This window comes from Streptomyces sp. GESEQ-35, assembly GCF_017948485.1.
Lineage (GTDB): Bacteria > Actinomycetota > Actinomycetes > Streptomycetales > Streptomycetaceae > Streptomyces.
The window spans coordinates 95,497-113,117 of sequence record NZ_JAFFSX010000035.1 but is presented as its reverse complement, the minus strand read 5'-3'; the positions used below and the strand labels follow the sequence as shown (position 1 = coordinate 113,117).

The window sequence follows — 17,621 nt, the reverse complement described above, 5'->3', positions numbered from 1 at the left end:
CTCACAGGCTCTCCGTGCGCACCCGCCCGGAGCGGGCGGCGGCGCCCAGCGTCTCGAAGTCGCGCTCGTTCTGGTCGGCGTAGGCCTGGGCGAACACGGTGAGCGCGCGGTCGAAGCGGTCGCTCCCGCCGAGGTAGGCGGCGATGGCGACGGGATCGCCGGAGCGTGCGTGGGCCCGGGCCAGACTGGCCCCGCACAACTGCCCGAACAGGCGCAGCAGATCGGGGTCCATGGTCTCCGGCCGCGCGATGCCCTTCCAGTCCCGCAGCTGCCGTACGTAGAAGTCGCGTTCGCGTCCGTCGATGCCCAGGACGTGCGTCCAGCCCAGGAAGATGTCACTGGTCGTCTGGATCAGCCGCTGGCCCGACACCACACGGCGGCCCTGGTTGTCGTAGGTGGCACCGCCGGTCTGGACCGCGAGCACTGATTCCCCTGCCTCCTTGGCCTGTAGCAGCAACGGATCGTTGTCGTCCCGGCCCAGCAGGAGCATGATCCAGCAGCGCGTGCCGACGCTGCCGACACCCACCACCTTCCGGGCCATGTCGACCAGGCGGTAGTGGCGCAGCAGGCGCCGGCGCTCGGACGACAGGGTGTGCGCGTAGTCCTCCAGGAGTCCCTGGAGTTCCTTCTCCTGCGCGTCGTCCGACGGGTCCGTGAGCAGGTCCTGGAGCGGGGTGATCAGCGGCGGGTCCGGTGCGATCCGCCGACCCTCGGCCGTGACCCGGGTCAGTTTCTCGACGGCCTGTAGGTACGTGCGCGTACGGGCTCGGGCCGTCGCCCCGGCGGTGCGGCGCCTGGCCTCCTTGCTCATCGACGAGGCGAACAGGTTCCGCAGCTGGTCGGCGTCGTCCTGCGCGTACCAGATGTCCAGGGTGCGCATGCCGGCGAACTCCCGGATGCGCTGACGGTAGGACCGTACGCAGGTCAGGACCGCTTCGTCCTGATCCTTGACCGGGAACCCGTTGGCCCGCCCCGCGATCGCGAAGCTGGCCGCCAGCCGTTTGACGTCCCACTCGAACGGCCCGGGCAGCGTCTCGTCGAAGTCGTTGATGTCGAACACGAGATGGCGCTCCGGCGAGGCCAGCAGCCGGAAGTTCAGCAGGTGGGCGTCTCCGCAGAGCTGGACCGTCAGCCCGCTGTTCGGGAGGGGGCCGAGGTCCGTCGCCATGATCGACGCCGCTCCCCGATAGAAGCGGAACGGGGACTCGAGCATGCGGGCGTAGCGGATCGGGACCAACTCGGGGACCCGCGTTGCCGATTGGCGCTCGATCACCCCGATCGGGTCGGGGCGTTCCGGCCCTGCCTCGAACCGCTCGTGCTGTGAACGCGGGACGCGCCTGCGCGCGTTCCTGCCGTACGCCGTCCTGTCGGCCGAGGGCAGGGAGGCTGTGAAATCGCTCGCTGTGGTCATGGTTCAACCTCCGGGAGGAGCAGCCCGCCCGCCGGTCATCCGAGCGTCATCGCGCGCGAGTGTTACCACCCACCTCATCGCCCCGGCGGTGTGTCCGGATCACCCGCCGGGGGTGACCCGGCAGCCTGCGGAGAGCGGGAACCTGAGCCGGTGAGGCCCCGCACACCGCCCCGTCGGCGGTCCGGGAGCGACCCGCCCGATCACGCGAGGAGGAGCCATGACCGAGTCGCGTGGCCCGGCACCGCGCACCGGACCGGAGTACAAGCCGGTCGGGGCGGCCTCCGGACCGACGGGTGATCCCGCGGAAGCGCTCGCGGCGCTCGGACGCTCCTGGACGTGGATCCTCGCCTCGGCGATCGCCACGCTCGTGCCGGGCGTCCTGATCCTGGTCTGGCCCGACGAGACCCTGCATGTCCTGGCGGTCCTGATCGGCCTGTATCTGCTCGTGATGGCGGCGTTCCGGTTCGTCGAGGCGTTCGCCCGGGAGGACACGGGTGAACGGGTGACCCGGCTGCTCCTCGCCCTGCTGTTCGTGCTGGCCGGGGTGCTGTGTCTGCGGAACCCGCTCCAGACCATCGCCGCGCTCTCGCTGATCGTCGGCACCGTCTGGCTGGTGTCCGGCATCCTCACCCTCTACACCGCGATCGCCGCCAAGGACCTGCCCCACCGCGGCTTCGTCGTCGGCGTCGCCGTGATCGGCATCGTCGCGGGGATCGTGGTGCTGGCCCTGCCGTCCGAGTCGGCCCGGGCACTGACCCGGCTGCTCGGCCTGTGGCTCGTCCTGCTCGGCCTGGCGGAAGCGGCGGTCGCCCTCGCATGGCGGGCCGCACTCCGCCGGGCGGGGGTCACGGGGCAGGGCCCCACAGCCGGGAACCCGTAGCCCTCGGGGGAGACACGAACCGGGAGGATCCATGGCCTCGGACCAGACCCCCGACGCGTCCCACTCCGGCGGCACCGAGGAAACCGGCCGTGCCCTGACCCCCGAGGAACGCGCCGAGTACGAGCGCCTGCGCCGGGCCGCGACGGTACGTCACCGGCGGGCGCGCAAGGCCGGTGCCACGGTGCTGTTCGTGCTGACCCTCCTGCTCGCCCCCTTGGCCGTCGTCGCGGCCTGGGTCAACGACGAGGTGTCCGACACCGGCCAGTACGTGAAGACCGTCGCCCCGCTGGCATCGGACCGAGCTGTCCAGAAGGTCGTGACCGACCGGCTGACCGAGCGCGTGGTGCGCCAAGTCGACGTCGACGCGGTGGCGGCCGCGCTGTCGAAGGCGCTGGCCGACTCCGGGGCACCCCCCAGGGTGGTGGACGCGTCGGAAGCCCTCGCCGGTCCGCTGAGGTCCGCGGTGACGACCGTCGTGCGTAACAACGTCGAGCGCGTGATCACCAGCGACGTGTTCCGGCAGGCCTGGGAGGTCTCCAACAGGCGCGCGCACGCCGCGGTGGTGAACGTGCTCACCGGAGAGGGCGAGGGTGCGCTGCGGGACACGGGCGAAACCGTTCAGCTGGACATCGGAACCGTGGTCGACGAAGTACGGCAGCGCCTTGTCGACCAGGGCTTCGACCAGGCTGCCGCCATCCCGAACGTCGACCGCACCGTCACGTTGTTCGAGACCGAGCAACTGGGCAAGGCGCAGGACGGCATGCGGCTGCTGGACATCATGGGCACCTGGCTGCCCGTGCTGACCGTCGTCCTCGCCGCCCTCACGGTGTGGACCGCTCCCGCACACCGGGTGATGCTGATGATCACGGCTGTCGGCATCGGCGTGATGATGGTCGTGCTGCTCGTCGCGCTGGCCGTCGTACGGCGGGTCTACCTGGATTCGGTTCCCTCCGCGACGCTGCCGCCCGACGCCGCCGGGACGATCTTCGACACCTTCCTCCGTTTCCTGCGCGACAGCGCACGCACGCTCCTCGTCGTCGCCGTGATCACGGCCCTGGCCGCCTACATGTACGGCCCCGGCCGGGTGGCCCGTGGTGTACGGACCCTGGCCCGGCGGGGCGCGACAGCGGCAGGGCAGGCGCTGAGCGGCACCCCGGTCGTGCGCACCGGTTCGACGGGGCGCTGGCTGGACGCCCACTGGTCGTGGACCGGCGGTGCCGTCATCGGGGCGGGAGCGCTGGCGCTTCTGCTCTGGAACCGCCCGACGGTCGCAGCGGTGGTGCTCGTTCTCGTCCTGGTCCTGGTGGTGCTGGCCGTCATGGAGGTGCTCGCCGCGACCGGCGCGGGGGCCGAGGGTGAACCGGGCCGAGCGGAGGCCGGACCATGATCCGGTCACGATCACACGCTCACCCGCCTCGGGTGAGGACACCGGGTCCTTGCCGTGGGCACGCTGAAAACCGAACGGCTTCCGGGCGAGCGCCCTGGACGGAGGAGAGACATGAGCGCGCAGACGTACCTCGCGTACGACTATCCGCTGTTGAGCGCCTTCTGGACCATACTCGTGGTCTTCCTGTGGATCCTGTGGTTCGTCCTGCTCTTCCGGGTCATCGTCGACATCTTCCGTGACGACGACCTGAGCGGCGGGGCCAAGGCCGGCTGGCTGGTGTTCTGCATCGTCCTGCCCTTCCTCGGAGTCTTCGTCTACGTAGTGGCCCGCGGCAAGAACATGGGTCACCGCGAGGTGGCGCAGGCCCGCGCGCAGCAGGAGGCCTTCGACAGCTACGTCCGGGAGACCGCCGGCACCGGCGAGCAGCGGCCCACCAGCGCGGACGAACTCGCCAAACTGTCCGAGATCCGTGCTCGCGGCGACATCACGGACGAGGAGTTCAGCAGGGCGAAGGAACTGGTTCTGAGCGGCCACGGACCCTCGTCACCCACCTCCGGCGGCTGAGAGCACCGGACCACACCGAATGGAGGCAGCAGGATGACCGCCACACATCCCACGCATCCGCGGACGACCGGCCAGGCATGGGCCGGCGGCATGACAATGTTTGCGGCCGTCATGCTCATGATTGGGGGCATACTCGACATCCTGCGAGGCGTCGCGGCGATCGCCGAGGACGACGTCTTCGTCACGACCCAGAACTACGTCTTCGAGTTCGACCTCACCAGCTGGGGCTGGATCCACCTGGCCCTGGGCGCGGTCGCCGTGGTCGTCAGCATGGGACTGTTCCAGGCGTCGACATGGGCCCGCTTTGCGGGTGTTGGCATCGCCGCGCTGGTCATCATCGCCAACTTCCTTTCCCTGCCGTACTACCCGGTCTGGTCGGTCGTGATGATCGCGATCTCAGGCTTCATCATCTGGGCTCTCTGTGTGACGCGTGACAACGAGTCCGCCAGGTCGGCCACTTGACCGAGCGGTGCCGGCAGCGGCAGCACGGGGGACGCGGTCTGGTCTAGAGTGCGTCGGGTGGACGCGTTGACAACTGAAGATCCGCCCCGCATAGGCCCGTACCGCATGCTCGCGCGTCTTGGCGCCGGCGGTATGGGCCGCGTGTATCTCGCGCGCTCCGAGGGCGGGCGTACGGTCGCCGTGAAGGTGGTCAAGGCCGAGTTCGCCCAACACCCGGAGTTCCGGCGAAGATTCGCGCTGGAGGTGACCGCCGCGCGGCGCGTCGGCGGGAGTTGGACGGCGCCCGTCCTGGACGCGGACACCGACGCGGCAACTCCCTGGGTCGCCACCGGATACGTAGCGGGCCCGGATCTGCACAGCGTGGTCGCCAAGGAACACGGTCCGCTGCCCGAGTACTCGGTGCGGGCCCTCGCGAACGGTCTCGCCCACGCCCTGCACGCCATTCATGGTGCCGCGCTCGTCCATCGCGATCTGAAGCCCTCGAACATCCTGCTCACCATCGACGGGCCGCGCGTCATCGACTTCGGTATCGCCAGAGCCCTCGACATGGTGGCCGACGGGGTGAGGACCCATACCGGAGCCGTCATCGGCTCACCGGGGTTCATGTCCCCCGAGCAGGTGCGCGGGCAGCGACTCACTCCGGCCTCCGACGTGTTCTGCGTCGGCACCGTCCTCGCCTACGCCGCGACCGGCCACATGCCGTTCGGCACGGAGGACAGCGGTGTGCACGCCGTCATGTTCCGGATCGCCGAGGAGGAGCCGGATCTGACCGGCGTTCCGCCCGGGATTCTCGAACTCGTACGGGGCTGCCTGGCGAAGGATCCCACCGTGCGGCCCACCGTGGCTCACCTGTTGGCGTGGACCGCCGACGCCGACATCGAGAACGGTCACCCCTGGCTGCCCGGTCCGCTGCTCGCGGAACTCGGGCGGCACGCGGCCCAACTCCTCGACGCGGACGCCCCCGCCCATGAGCCGCGCCCTCCGGCGGTACGCATCGCAGCGCCGCAGCCACCGACCCCTACCGGGGGTGCGGGCGAGGGCCCGACACGCCGGCCTCGCCGCCGCTCCCGCGCCGCGTGGATCGCGGCCGCGACCGGTGTCGCCGTCACGGCCGCCACCGCCGTCGTGCTCACCCAACTCCCCGACGGTGAGGCGGGCGACGATCAGCAGGCCGGCGTCGATTCGGCCTCCGGCGCCCAGAGCGGCAGCGGCTCCGCCGGCCAGCAGGCGGCGAAGTTCGGCGGTGCCTGGGCGGGCCTCGTGCAGCGCACGGACAGCTCGATCTCCGACGAGCACGAGTATCTGCGCGTCGATGTCGACGGGAGCGCCGCGCCGGGGGAGAAGGCTGTGGACTTTCTCTATCTGAGCAAAGACACGTACTGCAAGGTCGAGTCGAGACTGGGGTCGAAGAAGGGGAACACGATGGCGCTCACCTCCTTCGACGTGGTGAAGGCGGTTCCCGCCACGGCCGCCCGGGGCGCATGCGACCTGAGCAGGTCCGGTGGCCTCAAGTCCTCGGCGGGCAGGCTCACTTGGGCGATGGGGGACATGACAGCCGAGCTGAAGCCCATGGCGCGGCCCGCCGGCGGGCCGCTCCCCGACAAGTTCCTCGGCACGTGGAGGTCCGAGATCCAGGGCACGCTGACCATCAAGCGGGGTGCGGTGGGCAGGAAGGTCGGCACGTACACCGGGTGGTCGATCGACTGGCGCTGCAACGGCACCTCGGAGCTGGTGTCGGCCACGAAGAACATCGTGACCCTGAGCCCACTGGAACTCGACGCAGCCACCCCGAGGAACATCGGCTGCCCGCACGGCGTACCCCAGACCATCACCTGGAAGTCGAAGAACCAACTGGAGCTGCGCTACCCGGAGAGCATCGCGGTGCGCCTCACCCGCGTCGAGTGACGTCGACGAGGGCCATCCGGTCGTCCAGGACTTCGTCCGCTGCTGCTTGGAGTACGGCGTCGCGCACTGGCCGATTCATGGCGCGGCCATCCACACCCCAAGGCGGAGCAACGCCCTGGCAACGAGCCAATATTGCAGGTCACGGCTTGGCCAACCCCTTCCCGCACGTTGGTGACAAGTTCATCACCCGCCCCTGATGCCCGGCGCCGACCCGGGCGAAGAGTGTTCGGCGGCCCGTCTCCCCACCCGGGCCGACCGTCACCGCGGAGCGCTTCCGGCGCTCAAGAAGGGGCATCATGGCTGAGTTGACCCGCCGTAGACTTCTGGGTTCCGCCGCCGGCGCGCTGGGCGGCGCCGCGGCCCTCTCCCTCCTCCCACCGAGCCTTCAGAAGGCCGTGGCAGCCGAACCGCCCAAGCACAGCTCGTTGCGGGACATCGAGAACGTCGTCCTGCTGATGCAGGAGAACCGGTCCTTCGACCACTACTTCGGCACCCTGTCGGGCGTCCGCGGCTTCGCCGACCCGCACGCACTCAAGCTCGGCAACGGACGCTCCGTCTTCTACCAGCCGGACGCCGAGAACCCGAAGGGCTACCTCCTGCCCTTCCACCTGGACACCCGTACGTCCAGTGCGCAGGCCATCCCGTCCACGAGCCACGCCTGGTCGGTGCAGCACGAGGCGTGGAACGGCGGCAAGATGGACCAGTGGCTGCCGGCCCACCGCAAGGCCGACGGCGTCAACGGCCCGTATGTCATGGGCTATTACACGCGCGAGGACATCCCGTTCCAGTTCGCGCTCGCCGAGACCTTCACCATCTGCGACCACTACTTCTGCTCGGTGTTCGGCCCGACCTGGCCGAACCGGCTGTACTGGATGACCGGCACGATCGACCCCGGCGGCACGCAGGGCGGACCGATCCTGAGCAACGTGGCGCCGACGCCGTACCGCTGGACGACGTACGCCGAGCGCCTCCAGGCGGCCGGGATCAGCTGGAAGGTGTACCAGCAGGACGACGACTACGGCTGCAACATGCTGGAGCAGTTCGCGACGTTCAAGAACGCGCAGCCCGGCTCCGACCTGTACGAGCGGGGTGTGCGACCGCAGCCGGAAGGCACGTTCGAGGACGACGCCCGCAACGACCGCCTCCCCGCGGTGTCATGGATCATGCCGACGAGCTACCAGTCGGAGCACCCGGACTATCTGCCGGCTGCGGGCGCCGACTTCGTCGCCTCCAAGCTCGAGGCGATCGCGTCCAACCCGAAGGTGTGGCGCAAGACCGCCTTCATCCTCAACTACGACGAGAACGACGGCCTGTTCGACCACGTGGCCCCGCCGACCCCGCCCGCGGGCACTGCGGACGAGTTCGTCCAGGGGCTGCCGATCGGCGGCGGGTTCCGTGTCCCGGCCATTGTCATCTCACCCTGGACGGTGGGTGGTTGGGTGGCGTCGGAGAGGTTCGACCACACTTCGGCGCTTCAGTTCCTGGAGCGCTTCACCGGAGTCGAGGAGGCGAACGTCAGCGACTGGCGGCGCGCGACCTTCGGTGACTTCACCTCCGCGTTCCGCTTCTCGGACGCCCGTCCCCGCCCGCCCCGGCTGCCCGACGACACCGCCGAACAGCTGGAGAAGGCGAAGGAAGAGGTGGCGACCCTGCCGAAGCCGACGCTGCCGGGAGCCGACCAGACGTTCCCGCGCCAGGAGCGGGGGCGCCGGCCGCACGTCTGACACGGACAAGGCCGTATACCTCAGATGCTGACCGGGACCGCGGGACTCCCCGCGGTCCCGGCCTCTGTTTAAGCCTTGCCTTATATAAGTCGACGATGGCATAGTCGGCCCCGTGCACGCCTTCGATGTCCTTGGAGATCCGGTCAGGCGCCGGATACTGGAGCTACTCGCATCCGGTGAGCAGGCGTCGGGCGAGATCAGTGCCGTGATCCGGGACGAGTTCGGGATCTCCCAGCCGGCCGTCTCTCAGCATCTGCGGGTGCTGCGGGAGAGCGGCTTCACGTCCGTGCGTGCCGACGGCACCCGGCGGTTGTACGCCGTCGACGCCGCGCCGCTGCGTGAGGTGGACGCCTGGCTGGAGCGGTTCCGGGGGTTCTGGGAACAGCGGCTCGACGCGCTCGGGACGGAGCTCGCGCGGGGCAGGCGCGAGCGCAGGCTGAGAGAGGCAAAGGAAGTGAGCGGGGATGAGTGAGATCGTCGACGAGATCAACCGTCTGCATCGTGAGGTCGGCGTCCGCGAGGTCGAGGCGGGCGAGGCGAGGACGGTACTCCTGCGCCGGGCGTACGACGCCGAAATCGCCGACGTGTGGGACGCGGTGACGTCACCGGAGCGGATCAGCCGCTGGTTCCTGCCGGTCACCGGCGAGTTCAAGCTCGGCGGGCGCTACCAGCTGGAGGGCAACGCCGGCGGCGAGATCCTCGAGTGCGCCGAGCCGACCCGGCTGCGCGTGAGCTGGCTGTACGGGCCCGACCCGGGCTTCAGTGAGGTCGAGGTGCGACTCACGCCGGACGGCGTGGACCGCACGGTGCTGGAGCTGGAGCATGTGGCCGTCGTGCCGGACGACTTCTGGGGCCAGTTCGGGCCCGGCGCGGTCGGGATCGGCTGGGACCTGGGGCTCCTCGGACTCGCCAGGCATCTGACCGGCGGCGGGATCGGCAGGGAGGAAGCGGAAGCCTGGGGCAAGACGCCCGAGGGGAAGGAGTTCATGACGCGCTCGGGCGAGGAATGGGGCGCCGCGTATACCGCCTCCGGAGCCGATGCGCAGGTCGTGGCCGTCACGACGGCGGCGACGATCGCTGCCTACACGGGAGCGTAGGAGTCGCACGTAGCTCGAAACATTCGAACCAGAAGACGACTTCAGCCAACTCGTATTGCCTCCTGCGCCATCCGTTGACGCCATGGGGGCCCGGCCGTATGTTCTCCCGCGCCATTCGGAAATCGTTCCGAAACTTTCGATATCGCGAAGAAGGGGAACAGATGGCTACCCGTACGTCCATCGCTCAGCCTTCCGTGCGCTCCCGTGCCCGCACGGCGCTGGTCCTCGGCATGGCGAGCCTGCTCGCCGCGGCCGGGATCTCAGCCCTGTCGGGCACCGCCGAGGCGGCCAGTACGCTCGGCGCCGCGGCCGCCGAGAAGGGCCGCTACTTCGGCGCCGCGGTCGCCGCGAACCACCTCGGTGAAGCCGACTACGCCGCCACGCTCAACACCGAGTTCAACTCGGCGACACCCGAGAACGAGATGAAGTGGGACGCAGTCGAGCGCACCCGCAACACGTTCACCTACGGCGCCGCGGACCAGATCGTCAGCCACGCCCAGAGCCGAGGGATGAAGGTCCGCGGCCACACCCTGGTCTGGCACTCCCAACTGCCCAGCTGGGTGGGCGCGTTGGGCGCGGCGGACCTGAGAACGGCGATGAACAACCACATCACCCAGGTCATGGGCCACTGGAAAGGCAAGATCCACTCCTGGGACGTCGTCAACGAGGCCTTCCAGGACGGCAGCAGCGGTGCCCGGCGCAGCTCGCCCTTCCAGGACAAACTCGGCAACGGCTTCATCGAGGAGGCGTTCCGCACCGCCCGCGCCGCGGACCCCGCCGCCAAGCTCTGCTACAACGACTACAACACCGACGGCGTCAACGCGAAGAGCAATGCCGTCTACAACCTGGTCAGAGACTTCAAGGCACGGGGCGTCCCGATCGACTGCGTGGGCTTCCAGTCCCACTTCAACAGCGCGTCTCCCGTCCCGTCCGACTACCAGGCCAACCTTCAGCGCTTCGCCGACCTCGGCGTGGACGTGCAGATCACCGAACTGGACATCGAGGGCTCGGGCACGGCCCAGGCGAACAGCTACAGCAACGTCGTACGCGCCTGTCTGGCCGTCTCACGCTGCACCGGCATCACCGTCTGGGGCGTCACCGACAAGTACTCGTGGCGCGCCAGCGGAACGCCCCTGCTCTTCGACGGCAACTACGCCAAGAAGCCCGCCTACACGGCCGTACTGACCGCCCTCGGCGGTACGGGCTCCGGCGGTACAGCCGCCTGCAACGTGTCGTACAGCAAGGCGGAGGAGTGGAGCGACCGCTTCAACGGCAAGGTGACCGTCACCGCGGGCGGTTCGGCGATCAGCACCTGGACCACCACCGTCACCGTGACGTCACCCCAGAAGATCTCCGCGACCTGGAACGGCACCCCCACATGGGACAGCAGCGGCAACGTCATGACGATGAAGCCGAACGGCAACGGCACCCTCGCCGCCGGAGCGTCCACGAGCTTCGGATTCACCGTCATGAACAACGGCAACACCGCAGCCCCCACGGTCGGTTCCTGCACGGCATCCTGACCCCCATACCCGGCGCGGCGGCGGACCGGGTCACCGCGCCGGGTCGTCGCCCGTCGGGGCGTACGACGGCAGGAATACGGCGAAACAGGCGCCCCCTTCCGGCGCCCGCCCGGCGGTGATCGTGCCGCCGAGCCGCGTGGTCAGGCGGTGGGCGATGGCCAGGCCCAGGCCGCTGCCGACGGGCCGCACCCCGCGATAGCGATCGGTGAGCGCACCCCGCTCGAACGCGACGGCCACGTCCTCGTCCGTGAGGCCGGGACCGCCGTCGCGTACCTCCAGCCGGGCGCCGGAGGCCTCCGGGCGCAGGGCCAGGACGAGGGGGCGCCCGGCCGGGGTGACCCGCAGCGCGTTCTCGGCGAGGCCGTCGATGAGCTGCCGTACCCGGAAACCGTCCGTGGTGATCCGCAGCGGGCGTCCCGGACGTTCGGCGCGGAAGTCGACGTCGTGCCGGGCGCAACGTGCCGACCAGGCGGCCGCCGCATCCGCGACCAGGGCGTCCAGGTCGACATCGGCGACGTCCAGACGGAAGTCGTCGGCTTCGAGGCGGGCCAGCGCGAGCAGGTCGCCCACGAACCGCTCCAGCCGCTCGATCTCGGACCTCAGGATCCGCCCGGCCTGCGGCACCTCGTCGCCGGTGATCACCTCGTCGGCGAGGGCCTCGGCGTAGCCACGTGCCGTGGTCAGCGGGGTACGGATGTCGTGGGAGACGGAGAGCAGGAAGTCCCGCTGCCGGTTCTCGCTGCGGGCCAGCGCCGCGTCCAGCGAGTTGAGCGCGGCGGCCAGTTCGGCCACTTCGGCAGGCCCCTCCGCGGGCACGCGCAGCCCGCGTTCACCCGCCGACAGCCGGTGCGCGGTGGCCGCGGCCGAGCCGAGCGGCCGGGCCAGACGCCGGGCCAGCAGTGCGCCGGCCAGCGCTGATCCGGTCAGCCCCAGTACGAGGGGAAGCACCAGCCCGCCCCGCATCCGGCCGCTCGCCTCGTCGACGGAACTCATCGGCTGGGTCAGCACCAGCCCACCGCCCGCGCGGGTCGGTACCCCTTCGACCAACACCTCCTGGCCGTCGAGCAGCGCGGTCGCCGACACCTTCGCTCCCGCGCGGAGTGCCTGTCGCTGCCCGCCGTCGACGACCGCCGCCGCCGGACCCTGCGTGGTTCCGGAGGGCTGCACGAGCGCGAGCGCCATGCCGCTCGACCCGGCGATCCGCTCCTCACGGGACAGCATCGCCGACGCCAGCGGGGGAGTGCGGGCCAGAACCTCCGCCTGCCGCGACAACTGCTCGCGTTCCTGCGCCTCGGCGGTCGTCCGGATCATCCGCCAGGCGAACAGCCCGGTCAGTACGACGGCCACCGCGGCGACGGTGGTGGTGAGCAGGACGACGCTGCCGGCCAGTGAGCCGCGCGGACGCGCCCCGGTCATCGCAGGGAGTCGTCGGCGACGCTGTAACCGACCCCGCGCACCGTACGGATCGGGCTGGCGTCACCCAGCTTGGAGCGCAGCTGCGAGACATAGACGTCCATCACGCGCGTGTCCCGGTACCCCGCGTAACCCCAGACCTGCGCCAGCAACTGATCCCGGGAGAACACCTGCCCGGGGTGGCCCATCAGAAAGGCGAGCAGATTGAACTCTGTGGTCGTCAACTCCACCGGGTGGTCGTCGACGCGCAGGGCACGGCGACCGGTGTCCAGCGTGAGCCGTCCCAGCCGGCGCACCGGATCCCGCTGCGGGCCCGCGGCACGGCGCAGCAGGCTCTTGACGCGGGCCACGAGCTCATGGGGTGAGAACGGCTTGGTGAGGTAGTCGTCGCCGCCGAGCTCGAGCCCGAGGATGCGGTCGGCCACCTCGTCCCGCGCGGTCACGAACATCACCGGAGTCCAGTCGCCCTCCTCCCGCAGCCGACGGCACACCTCCACTCCGTCGATGCCGGGGAGTGCGATGTCCAGCACGATCGCCACCGGACGCAGCCTGCGGACCGCGGCCAGAGCCCCTTCGCCGTCGGACTCGACATGCACGCCGAAGCCCTCCCGGCTCAGATAGCGCCGCTGAAGATCGGCGATGTTCCCTTCGTCCTCGACGACCAGGACGAGGCCCTTGTTCTCCGGCATATGTCTCTCCTCGCACCCCGGAACACACAGCCATCCCGGAACACGCAGCCGTCCCGGAGCACCGGGGGATGCCCCTGATGCTAGTCAGCGCCTCCGCGCCCGAGCGCCCGCGCCGCCGATCCTTACACCGCCCGAACACTGGCCGAACCTCCCGCTCGTACGGCTGCTCCAGGCTGGCGCCGAGATCGAGCAACGGGAGGACAACGTGAACAGCATGAGCACCGCCGTACCGCGCCGCACCCGGATGACCGCGGTGGCCGTCACCGTCGCCGCCGCGGCGACCGGGCTGGTATGGGCGGCGTCCACCGGCACATCCGGCGCCTCGACGGCCGCGGACACCTCGCTGGTCCTGCTCGCCGACAGCAACCCCATGGCCGTGGCCGACGACGACCCGCACCCCCTCTCCGGCCGGCTGCCGTCGGAGCTCCGCGCCGACCTGCGCGAACTGCGCACCCTGGAACCCGAACAGCGCCGTGCGGCCGCCGCCCGGATCTGGCAGGACGCACTGGCCGGTGACTACGGCGCACGTGTGCGCATCCGGGCCCTCGAAGCCCGGCACCGCTACGAGGGCCTGCCGGAGGAACTCCGCGACGACATCGAGGACTTGCGCGGACTCGACGACGAGGAGCGGGACGACGCGCTCCACCACATCCGGGACAAGGCCTTGGACGGCGCGTACGGCGACCGGATCGCACGCTGGGCGCAACGCCGGGCCGAGGTGTGGAAGGAGGACTGATCCGAGGCACACCCGCCGTGTCGCGTCAGAAGGCCAGGTCCGCCTTGGAAATGCGGCAGTGGACGCCCTTGACGATGTCGACCACCTGGGAGACCTGGAAGTCGGCGGCCGCGCTGAGGTAGGCGAGGGCAACCGGGCCGGGTACGGAGAAGCGCTCGTCGAGGAGGGTGAGGGCGTCGCGTACGGCATGGCGCATCGCCTCGTCGAGGTCGGTGTCCAGGCCCATGACGATGTGCTCGGTGTCGGTCTCGGCGAAGGGGGCGCGCAGGCGGGACGCGAGTCGGCGGAGGGCGGGGTCGCGGTGGACGGTGAGGCGGAGGGTCGCACGCAGAGGGGCTTCGAAGGCGGTGAGGGCCACTTCGCCGTCGCCCTGGGAGAAGTGCGGGTCGCCGGCGTAGAAGAGGGCGCCCTCGACGGCGACGGGGAGGAAGAGGCGGGCGCCGACGCCGAGGTGGCGTACGTCGAGATTGCCCCCGTGCGGGCCGGGAGGCACCGAGTGGACCGGGGCTTCGGTTGCGGGAGCGGTGCCCATGATGCCGAGGAAGGGGCGGAGCGGGAAGCGGATGTCGCGACCGTCGCCCACGGGGAGGCGGCCACGGCCGTCATCGTCGACGGTGGCGACCAGGCTGACCGGGTCGGGGCCGGGGCCCTGGGGGTATTCGCCGGGGAGCGCGCCCTTGCCGTGGCGGTTGCTGATCACTCCGTAGGGGGCGCGTCGGCGCAGGCGGAGGACTTCCACTTCGAGTACGTCGCCGGGCTCGGCCCCCTGGATGTGGACGGGGCCTGTGACCACGTGCGGGCCGTGGGCGGCGGGGTCGTGAAGGCGGGTGGAAGCGGCGAGTTCGGCCGTGTCGTGGAGGATGCCGTGGATGCCGGCCGCGGCGAAGAAGGCGGCCGGGTCTCGGCCCTGGTCGGCGAGGATGCCCTCGTGGCTGATGGTGTCGAGGGTGACGCTCGCGCCGGAGGGGACCGAAAGGGCCGGCTTGGAGAGGGTGTTGGGGAGCAGACCCCAGTGCACTGCGGCCGGGTCTGCGGGCAGGTAGTGGTCGCCGTCGACGGGGCCCCGGTGGGGTTGGAGGAGGGTCACAGGGCTTCCTGGAGGTCGGCGGCGGTGAGGGTGAAGCCGAAGCACTGGCGGACGTTGTAGACGGTGGCGTCCATGCAGTACGCGGGTGAGGTGGTGGCCACCGCGTCCTGAAGCATCAGCACGTCGTAGCCGAGACTCGCCGCGTCCATGAGGGTGGCGAGGACGCACTGGTCGGCGTTGACTCCGGCGAACAGCAGCGTGTCGGCGCGGAGATTGCGCAGGACGCTGTCGAGTTCGGTGTCCTGGAAGCCGCTCATGCGGTACTTGGCGATGTGCAGGTCGTCGGGTGCGGCGAAGAGGGGTGCGGTGATGTCGGCGGACGCGCTGTCGCGTTCCAGAACCCTTGCCCCGGTGGGCAGTTGGGAGCCGAGGCCGCCTCCGGTTCCATCCTGGTCGTAGACGTGGAGGACGCCGGGCGGGAGGTTTGCGCGGTCGGGGCGGTTGCCCCAGTTGAGCCAGACGACGGGGACGTCGGCCGCCCGGAGCGCGGGGAGGAGCCGCTGGAGTACGGGGATGGGGGTGCGGGCCGGGGACACGTCCACGCCGATCGAGGCCAGCCAGCCGTCGGGCGAGCAGAAGTCGTTCTGCATGTCGATGACGACGATCGCAGCCCTGGCCAGGTCGAGCGTCAGGATTTGAGGCTGAGCCTCCACGGTGACCGGGCGGGCCGGGAGTTGCGGGCGACGGAGGTCGATGTGCTTGGCGTCCGCGCGCCAGGAGTTGCGGGAGTTGGGGCCGATCTCATGCATGGGTCAGCTCCAGGAGGGCGTGGTCCGTGCCCGGTGCGCCGATCGCGCAGAGGCCGACCGGGAGGTCGCGGACCCGGAGCCGGGGCATGGTGACGGCGGGCAGCCCGGCGAGCGAGGCAAGGCAGGTGAGGCGGAGGGTCGCGGCTCGTACGGTCTCGACCTCGGCCGGTGTCGCATCCGCGCGGGGGGCCGGGCTGCTCGTGGCGGGGAGAAGCAGCGCCGTGCCGGGCGGGAGGGCTTCGACGACGACCGAACGGGCGGACAGGAGCCCGGAGTTGGCGTCACGCAATTCGCCCTCCGCGACCTGGCTCCCCCCGGCGAACCGGGCCTCGATGTCGGCCCCCAGCGCGCCCGTGTGCTTCCCGATCCACTCCCCGTGCGCGGCCCACGCCTCGGCCGCCTGGACGGTACGGAAGGCGGGCAGCCACTCCTCCAGGTGTGGGGCCATGCCGGTGTCGGTCCGTACGAGCTCCAGGCCGGTGCGGAGGGAGAGCGCCCGGCATGCCGCCTCAAAGGATGCCTGGACGTCGGGTTCGGCGAGCGCGGTGAGGGCGTCGTCGACCAGAAGCGTGGTCATCGGGGCTTCGTCGTCCCGGGGCAGGAGCACCTTTGCCGCTGTACGCAGCAGGTCCGGGTCCCGGGCAAGCAGTCCCGCCGTGTCGAAGGACGGGGCCAGCGGGAGCAGGCCGCCGGTGGGGACGGTTCCGTGGGTGGGGCGCCAGCCGTAGAGGCCGCAGTAGGAGGCGGGGACCCGGATCGAGCCCGCGGTGTCCGTGGCCAGCCCCAGATCCGCCCAACCGCGGGCGACCGCCGCAGCCGGGCCGCTGCTGGAGCCGCCGGTGATCCGGCCGGGGGCGGCGGGGTTGACGGGGGAGCCGTAGTGGATGTTGGTCCCGGCGAGACTGAAGGCGAGTTCGTCGGTCTGGGCGATCCCGGCGAGCTGGGCGCCGGCGCCGAGCAATTCCCTTACGGCGTCGGCATGTCGGTGCTCCATCGGCGCTTCGGCCAGCCACTGCGGGTTGCCCCCGCCGATCCGCTGCCCGGCAACGGCGAAGAGGTCCTTGACGGCTGTACGTACACCGGCGAGCGGCCCCTCCTCCGCCCCGGCGACCAGCGGCTCGCCCACGACCCGCCACACCGCGGGGTCCGGAGCCTCGTCCCCCACCGGGCCCGGCACCGCGCTGACGTGCGCGGCCGCGATCCGCCAGCCCTCGCCCGTCAGCCGCCACACCTGTGTCTGCATCCCGCGCGACCCGTCGGCCCGCAGCGTTTCGGCGGTCAGTACCGCGATGTCCTCGGCGATCCGCACCTCATGGACGCGCTCGACCGTACGGGCCGGGGCTCCCGAGCTGCGGCCGCGACGGAAGTCCGAAATGGCCGCGTGCCCGCTCAGCACCATGGAACCCTCGGCGCGCACCGTGTCCGGGGCGTCCAGGAACCAGTGGTCGAGGCCCGCCACGTCGTTGGCGCCGAGGGCCTGTTCGTACGACCAGAAGGCGTCGAGGAGTTCGCTCATCGGGCGGCTCCGAGGACGGCCAGGTCAGCGTCGTCGAGCACCGCGCAGGGGCCGCGCTGGATCAGGTCGGCGAAGCCCTCGTCGGGGGACATGATCGTGAGGGTGTAGAGCCGCTCGGTGGCCGAGGTGTTGGTGATCCGGTGCTTGGAGCCGACGGGCAGGACCAGCACGTCGCCGGGTGCGAGGTCGCGTTCGTGCTCGTCGCTGACCGCGCGGCCCTCGCCCGCGAGCACCACGAAGGTCTCCACGGACTCGGGGTGCCAGTTGAGCGGCTGGGCGCCGCCCGGCTCCCACACCTCGAAGACGACGGTGGTCGGTGAACCGTCGGCCGGTCCGGTGAGGACGGCGAGCTTGACCGTGTCGCCCGCGGTGATGTGGTGGGCGGTGATCTCGCTGAGCGGCTTGTGGAGCGGGGGGATGGCCATGGCGGGTGTCCTCGACGTCAGGCGTTCAGGAAGGCGTTCAGGAAGAAGGCGTT

General features: G+C 70.7%; 17 protein-coding genes. 10 read left to right on the top strand and 7 right to left on the bottom strand.

Going from position 1 to position 17,621, the window contains the following annotated elements:
* Window position 1 precedes the first annotated feature (1 nt).
* Window positions 2-1,411, bottom strand: a complete 1,410-nt coding sequence (locus KCH87_RS43515) for a DUF2252 domain-containing protein (protein ID WP_210593486.1) — start codon at window positions 1,409-1,411, stop codon at window positions 2-4.
* Between the two features lie 217 nt (window positions 1,412-1,628).
* Between KCH87_RS43515 and KCH87_RS43510 the strand changes: the two genes are divergently transcribed.
* The 9 genes from KCH87_RS43510 to KCH87_RS43470 all read left to right on the top strand — a co-directional run bounded on the left by KCH87_RS43510 (window position 1,629) and on the right by KCH87_RS43470 (window position 10,953).
* Window positions 1,629-2,291 (top strand): HdeD family acid-resistance protein, encoded by a 663-nt coding sequence (locus tag KCH87_RS43510; protein WP_210593485.1) that lies wholly within the window; start codon window positions 1,629-1,631, stop codon window positions 2,289-2,291.
* A 31-nt stretch (window positions 2,292-2,322) separates the two neighbouring features.
* Window positions 2,323-3,678: a hypothetical protein gene (locus KCH87_RS43505; RefSeq protein ID WP_210593484.1), complete on the top strand. Its 1,356-nt coding sequence runs from the start codon at window positions 2,323-2,325 to the stop codon at window positions 3,676-3,678.
* Window positions 3,679-3,789: 111 nt separating this feature from the next.
* Window positions 3,790-4,242, top strand: a complete 453-nt coding sequence (locus KCH87_RS43500; protein WP_210593483.1) for an SHOCT domain-containing protein — start codon at window positions 3,790-3,792, stop codon at window positions 4,240-4,242.
* A 33-nt stretch (window positions 4,243-4,275) separates the two neighbouring features.
* Complete coding sequence (locus KCH87_RS43495; RefSeq protein WP_210593482.1) at window positions 4,276-4,704, top strand: hypothetical protein; 429 nt, start codon at window positions 4,276-4,278, stop codon at window positions 4,702-4,704.
* A gap of 57 nt (window positions 4,705-4,761) precedes the next feature.
* Entirely contained in the window at window positions 4,762-6,609 is a 1,848-nt protein-coding gene (locus tag KCH87_RS43490) for a serine/threonine-protein kinase (RefSeq protein WP_210593481.1), read from the top strand.
* A gap of 296 nt (window positions 6,610-6,905) precedes the next feature.
* Window positions 6,906-8,333: an alkaline phosphatase family protein gene (locus tag KCH87_RS43485; protein ID WP_210593480.1), complete on the top strand. Its 1,428-nt coding sequence runs from the start codon at window positions 6,906-6,908 to the stop codon at window positions 8,331-8,333.
* Between the two features lie 112 nt (window positions 8,334-8,445).
* Entirely contained in the window at window positions 8,446-8,805 is a 360-nt protein-coding gene (locus KCH87_RS43480; protein ID WP_210593479.1) for a helix-turn-helix transcriptional regulator, read from the top strand.
* Window positions 8,798-9,430, top strand: coding sequence for an SRPBCC family protein (locus KCH87_RS43475; protein ID WP_210593478.1), 633 nt, complete (start codon window positions 8,798-8,800; stop codon window positions 9,428-9,430). Before KCH87_RS43480 ends, KCH87_RS43475 begins: the two co-directional genes overlap by 8 nt.
* Window positions 9,431-9,591: 161 nt before the next feature.
* Complete coding sequence (locus tag KCH87_RS43470) at window positions 9,592-10,953, top strand: endo-1,4-beta-xylanase (RefSeq protein ID WP_210593477.1); 1,362 nt, start codon at window positions 9,592-9,594, stop codon at window positions 10,951-10,953.
* 30 nt (window positions 10,954-10,983) lie between these two features.
* On the opposite strand, the gene KCH87_RS43465 is transcribed toward KCH87_RS43470, so the two are convergent.
* Entirely contained in the window at window positions 10,984-12,369 is a 1,386-nt protein-coding gene (locus KCH87_RS43465) for a sensor histidine kinase KdpD (RefSeq protein ID WP_210593476.1), read from the bottom strand.
* The gene (locus KCH87_RS43460; RefSeq protein WP_210593475.1) at window positions 12,366-13,055 is read right to left on the bottom strand and encodes a response regulator transcription factor; all 690 of its coding nucleotides are present in this window, start codon (window positions 13,053-13,055) and stop codon (window positions 12,366-12,368) included. Before KCH87_RS43460 ends, KCH87_RS43465 begins: the two co-directional genes overlap by 4 nt.
* A gap of 214 nt (window positions 13,056-13,269) precedes the next feature.
* Here KCH87_RS43460 and KCH87_RS43455 point away from each other — a divergent pair, with 214 nt between their 5' ends.
* The gene (locus tag KCH87_RS43455) at window positions 13,270-13,791 is read left to right on the top strand and encodes a hypothetical protein (protein ID WP_210593474.1); all 522 of its coding nucleotides are present in this window, start codon (window positions 13,270-13,272) and stop codon (window positions 13,789-13,791) included.
* A gap of 25 nt (window positions 13,792-13,816) precedes the next feature.
* Here KCH87_RS43455 and KCH87_RS43450 read toward each other — a convergent pair whose 3' ends face one another.
* The 4 genes from KCH87_RS43450 to KCH87_RS43435 are packed head-to-tail and all read right to left on the bottom strand — an operon-like array spanning window position 13,817 to window position 17,568.
* Window positions 13,817-14,878 (bottom strand): acetamidase/formamidase family protein, encoded by a 1,062-nt coding sequence (locus KCH87_RS43450; protein ID WP_210593473.1) that lies wholly within the window; start codon window positions 14,876-14,878, stop codon window positions 13,817-13,819.
* The gene (locus KCH87_RS43445) at window positions 14,875-15,627 is read right to left on the bottom strand and encodes a cysteine hydrolase family protein (RefSeq protein WP_210593472.1); all 753 of its coding nucleotides are present in this window, start codon (window positions 15,625-15,627) and stop codon (window positions 14,875-14,877) included. The genes KCH87_RS43450 and KCH87_RS43445 overlap by 4 nt, the downstream gene beginning before the upstream one ends.
* A complete protein-coding gene (locus KCH87_RS43440) occupies window positions 15,620-17,143 on the bottom strand; it encodes an amidase (RefSeq protein WP_247197683.1) in 1,524 nt (507 codons plus the stop codon). Before KCH87_RS43440 ends, KCH87_RS43445 begins: the two co-directional genes overlap by 8 nt.
* Window positions 17,140-17,568: a cupin domain-containing protein gene (locus KCH87_RS43435; protein WP_210593471.1), complete on the bottom strand. Its 429-nt coding sequence runs from the start codon at window positions 17,566-17,568 to the stop codon at window positions 17,140-17,142. Before KCH87_RS43435 ends, KCH87_RS43440 begins: the two co-directional genes overlap by 4 nt.
* Window positions 17,569-17,621 lie beyond the last annotated feature (53 nt).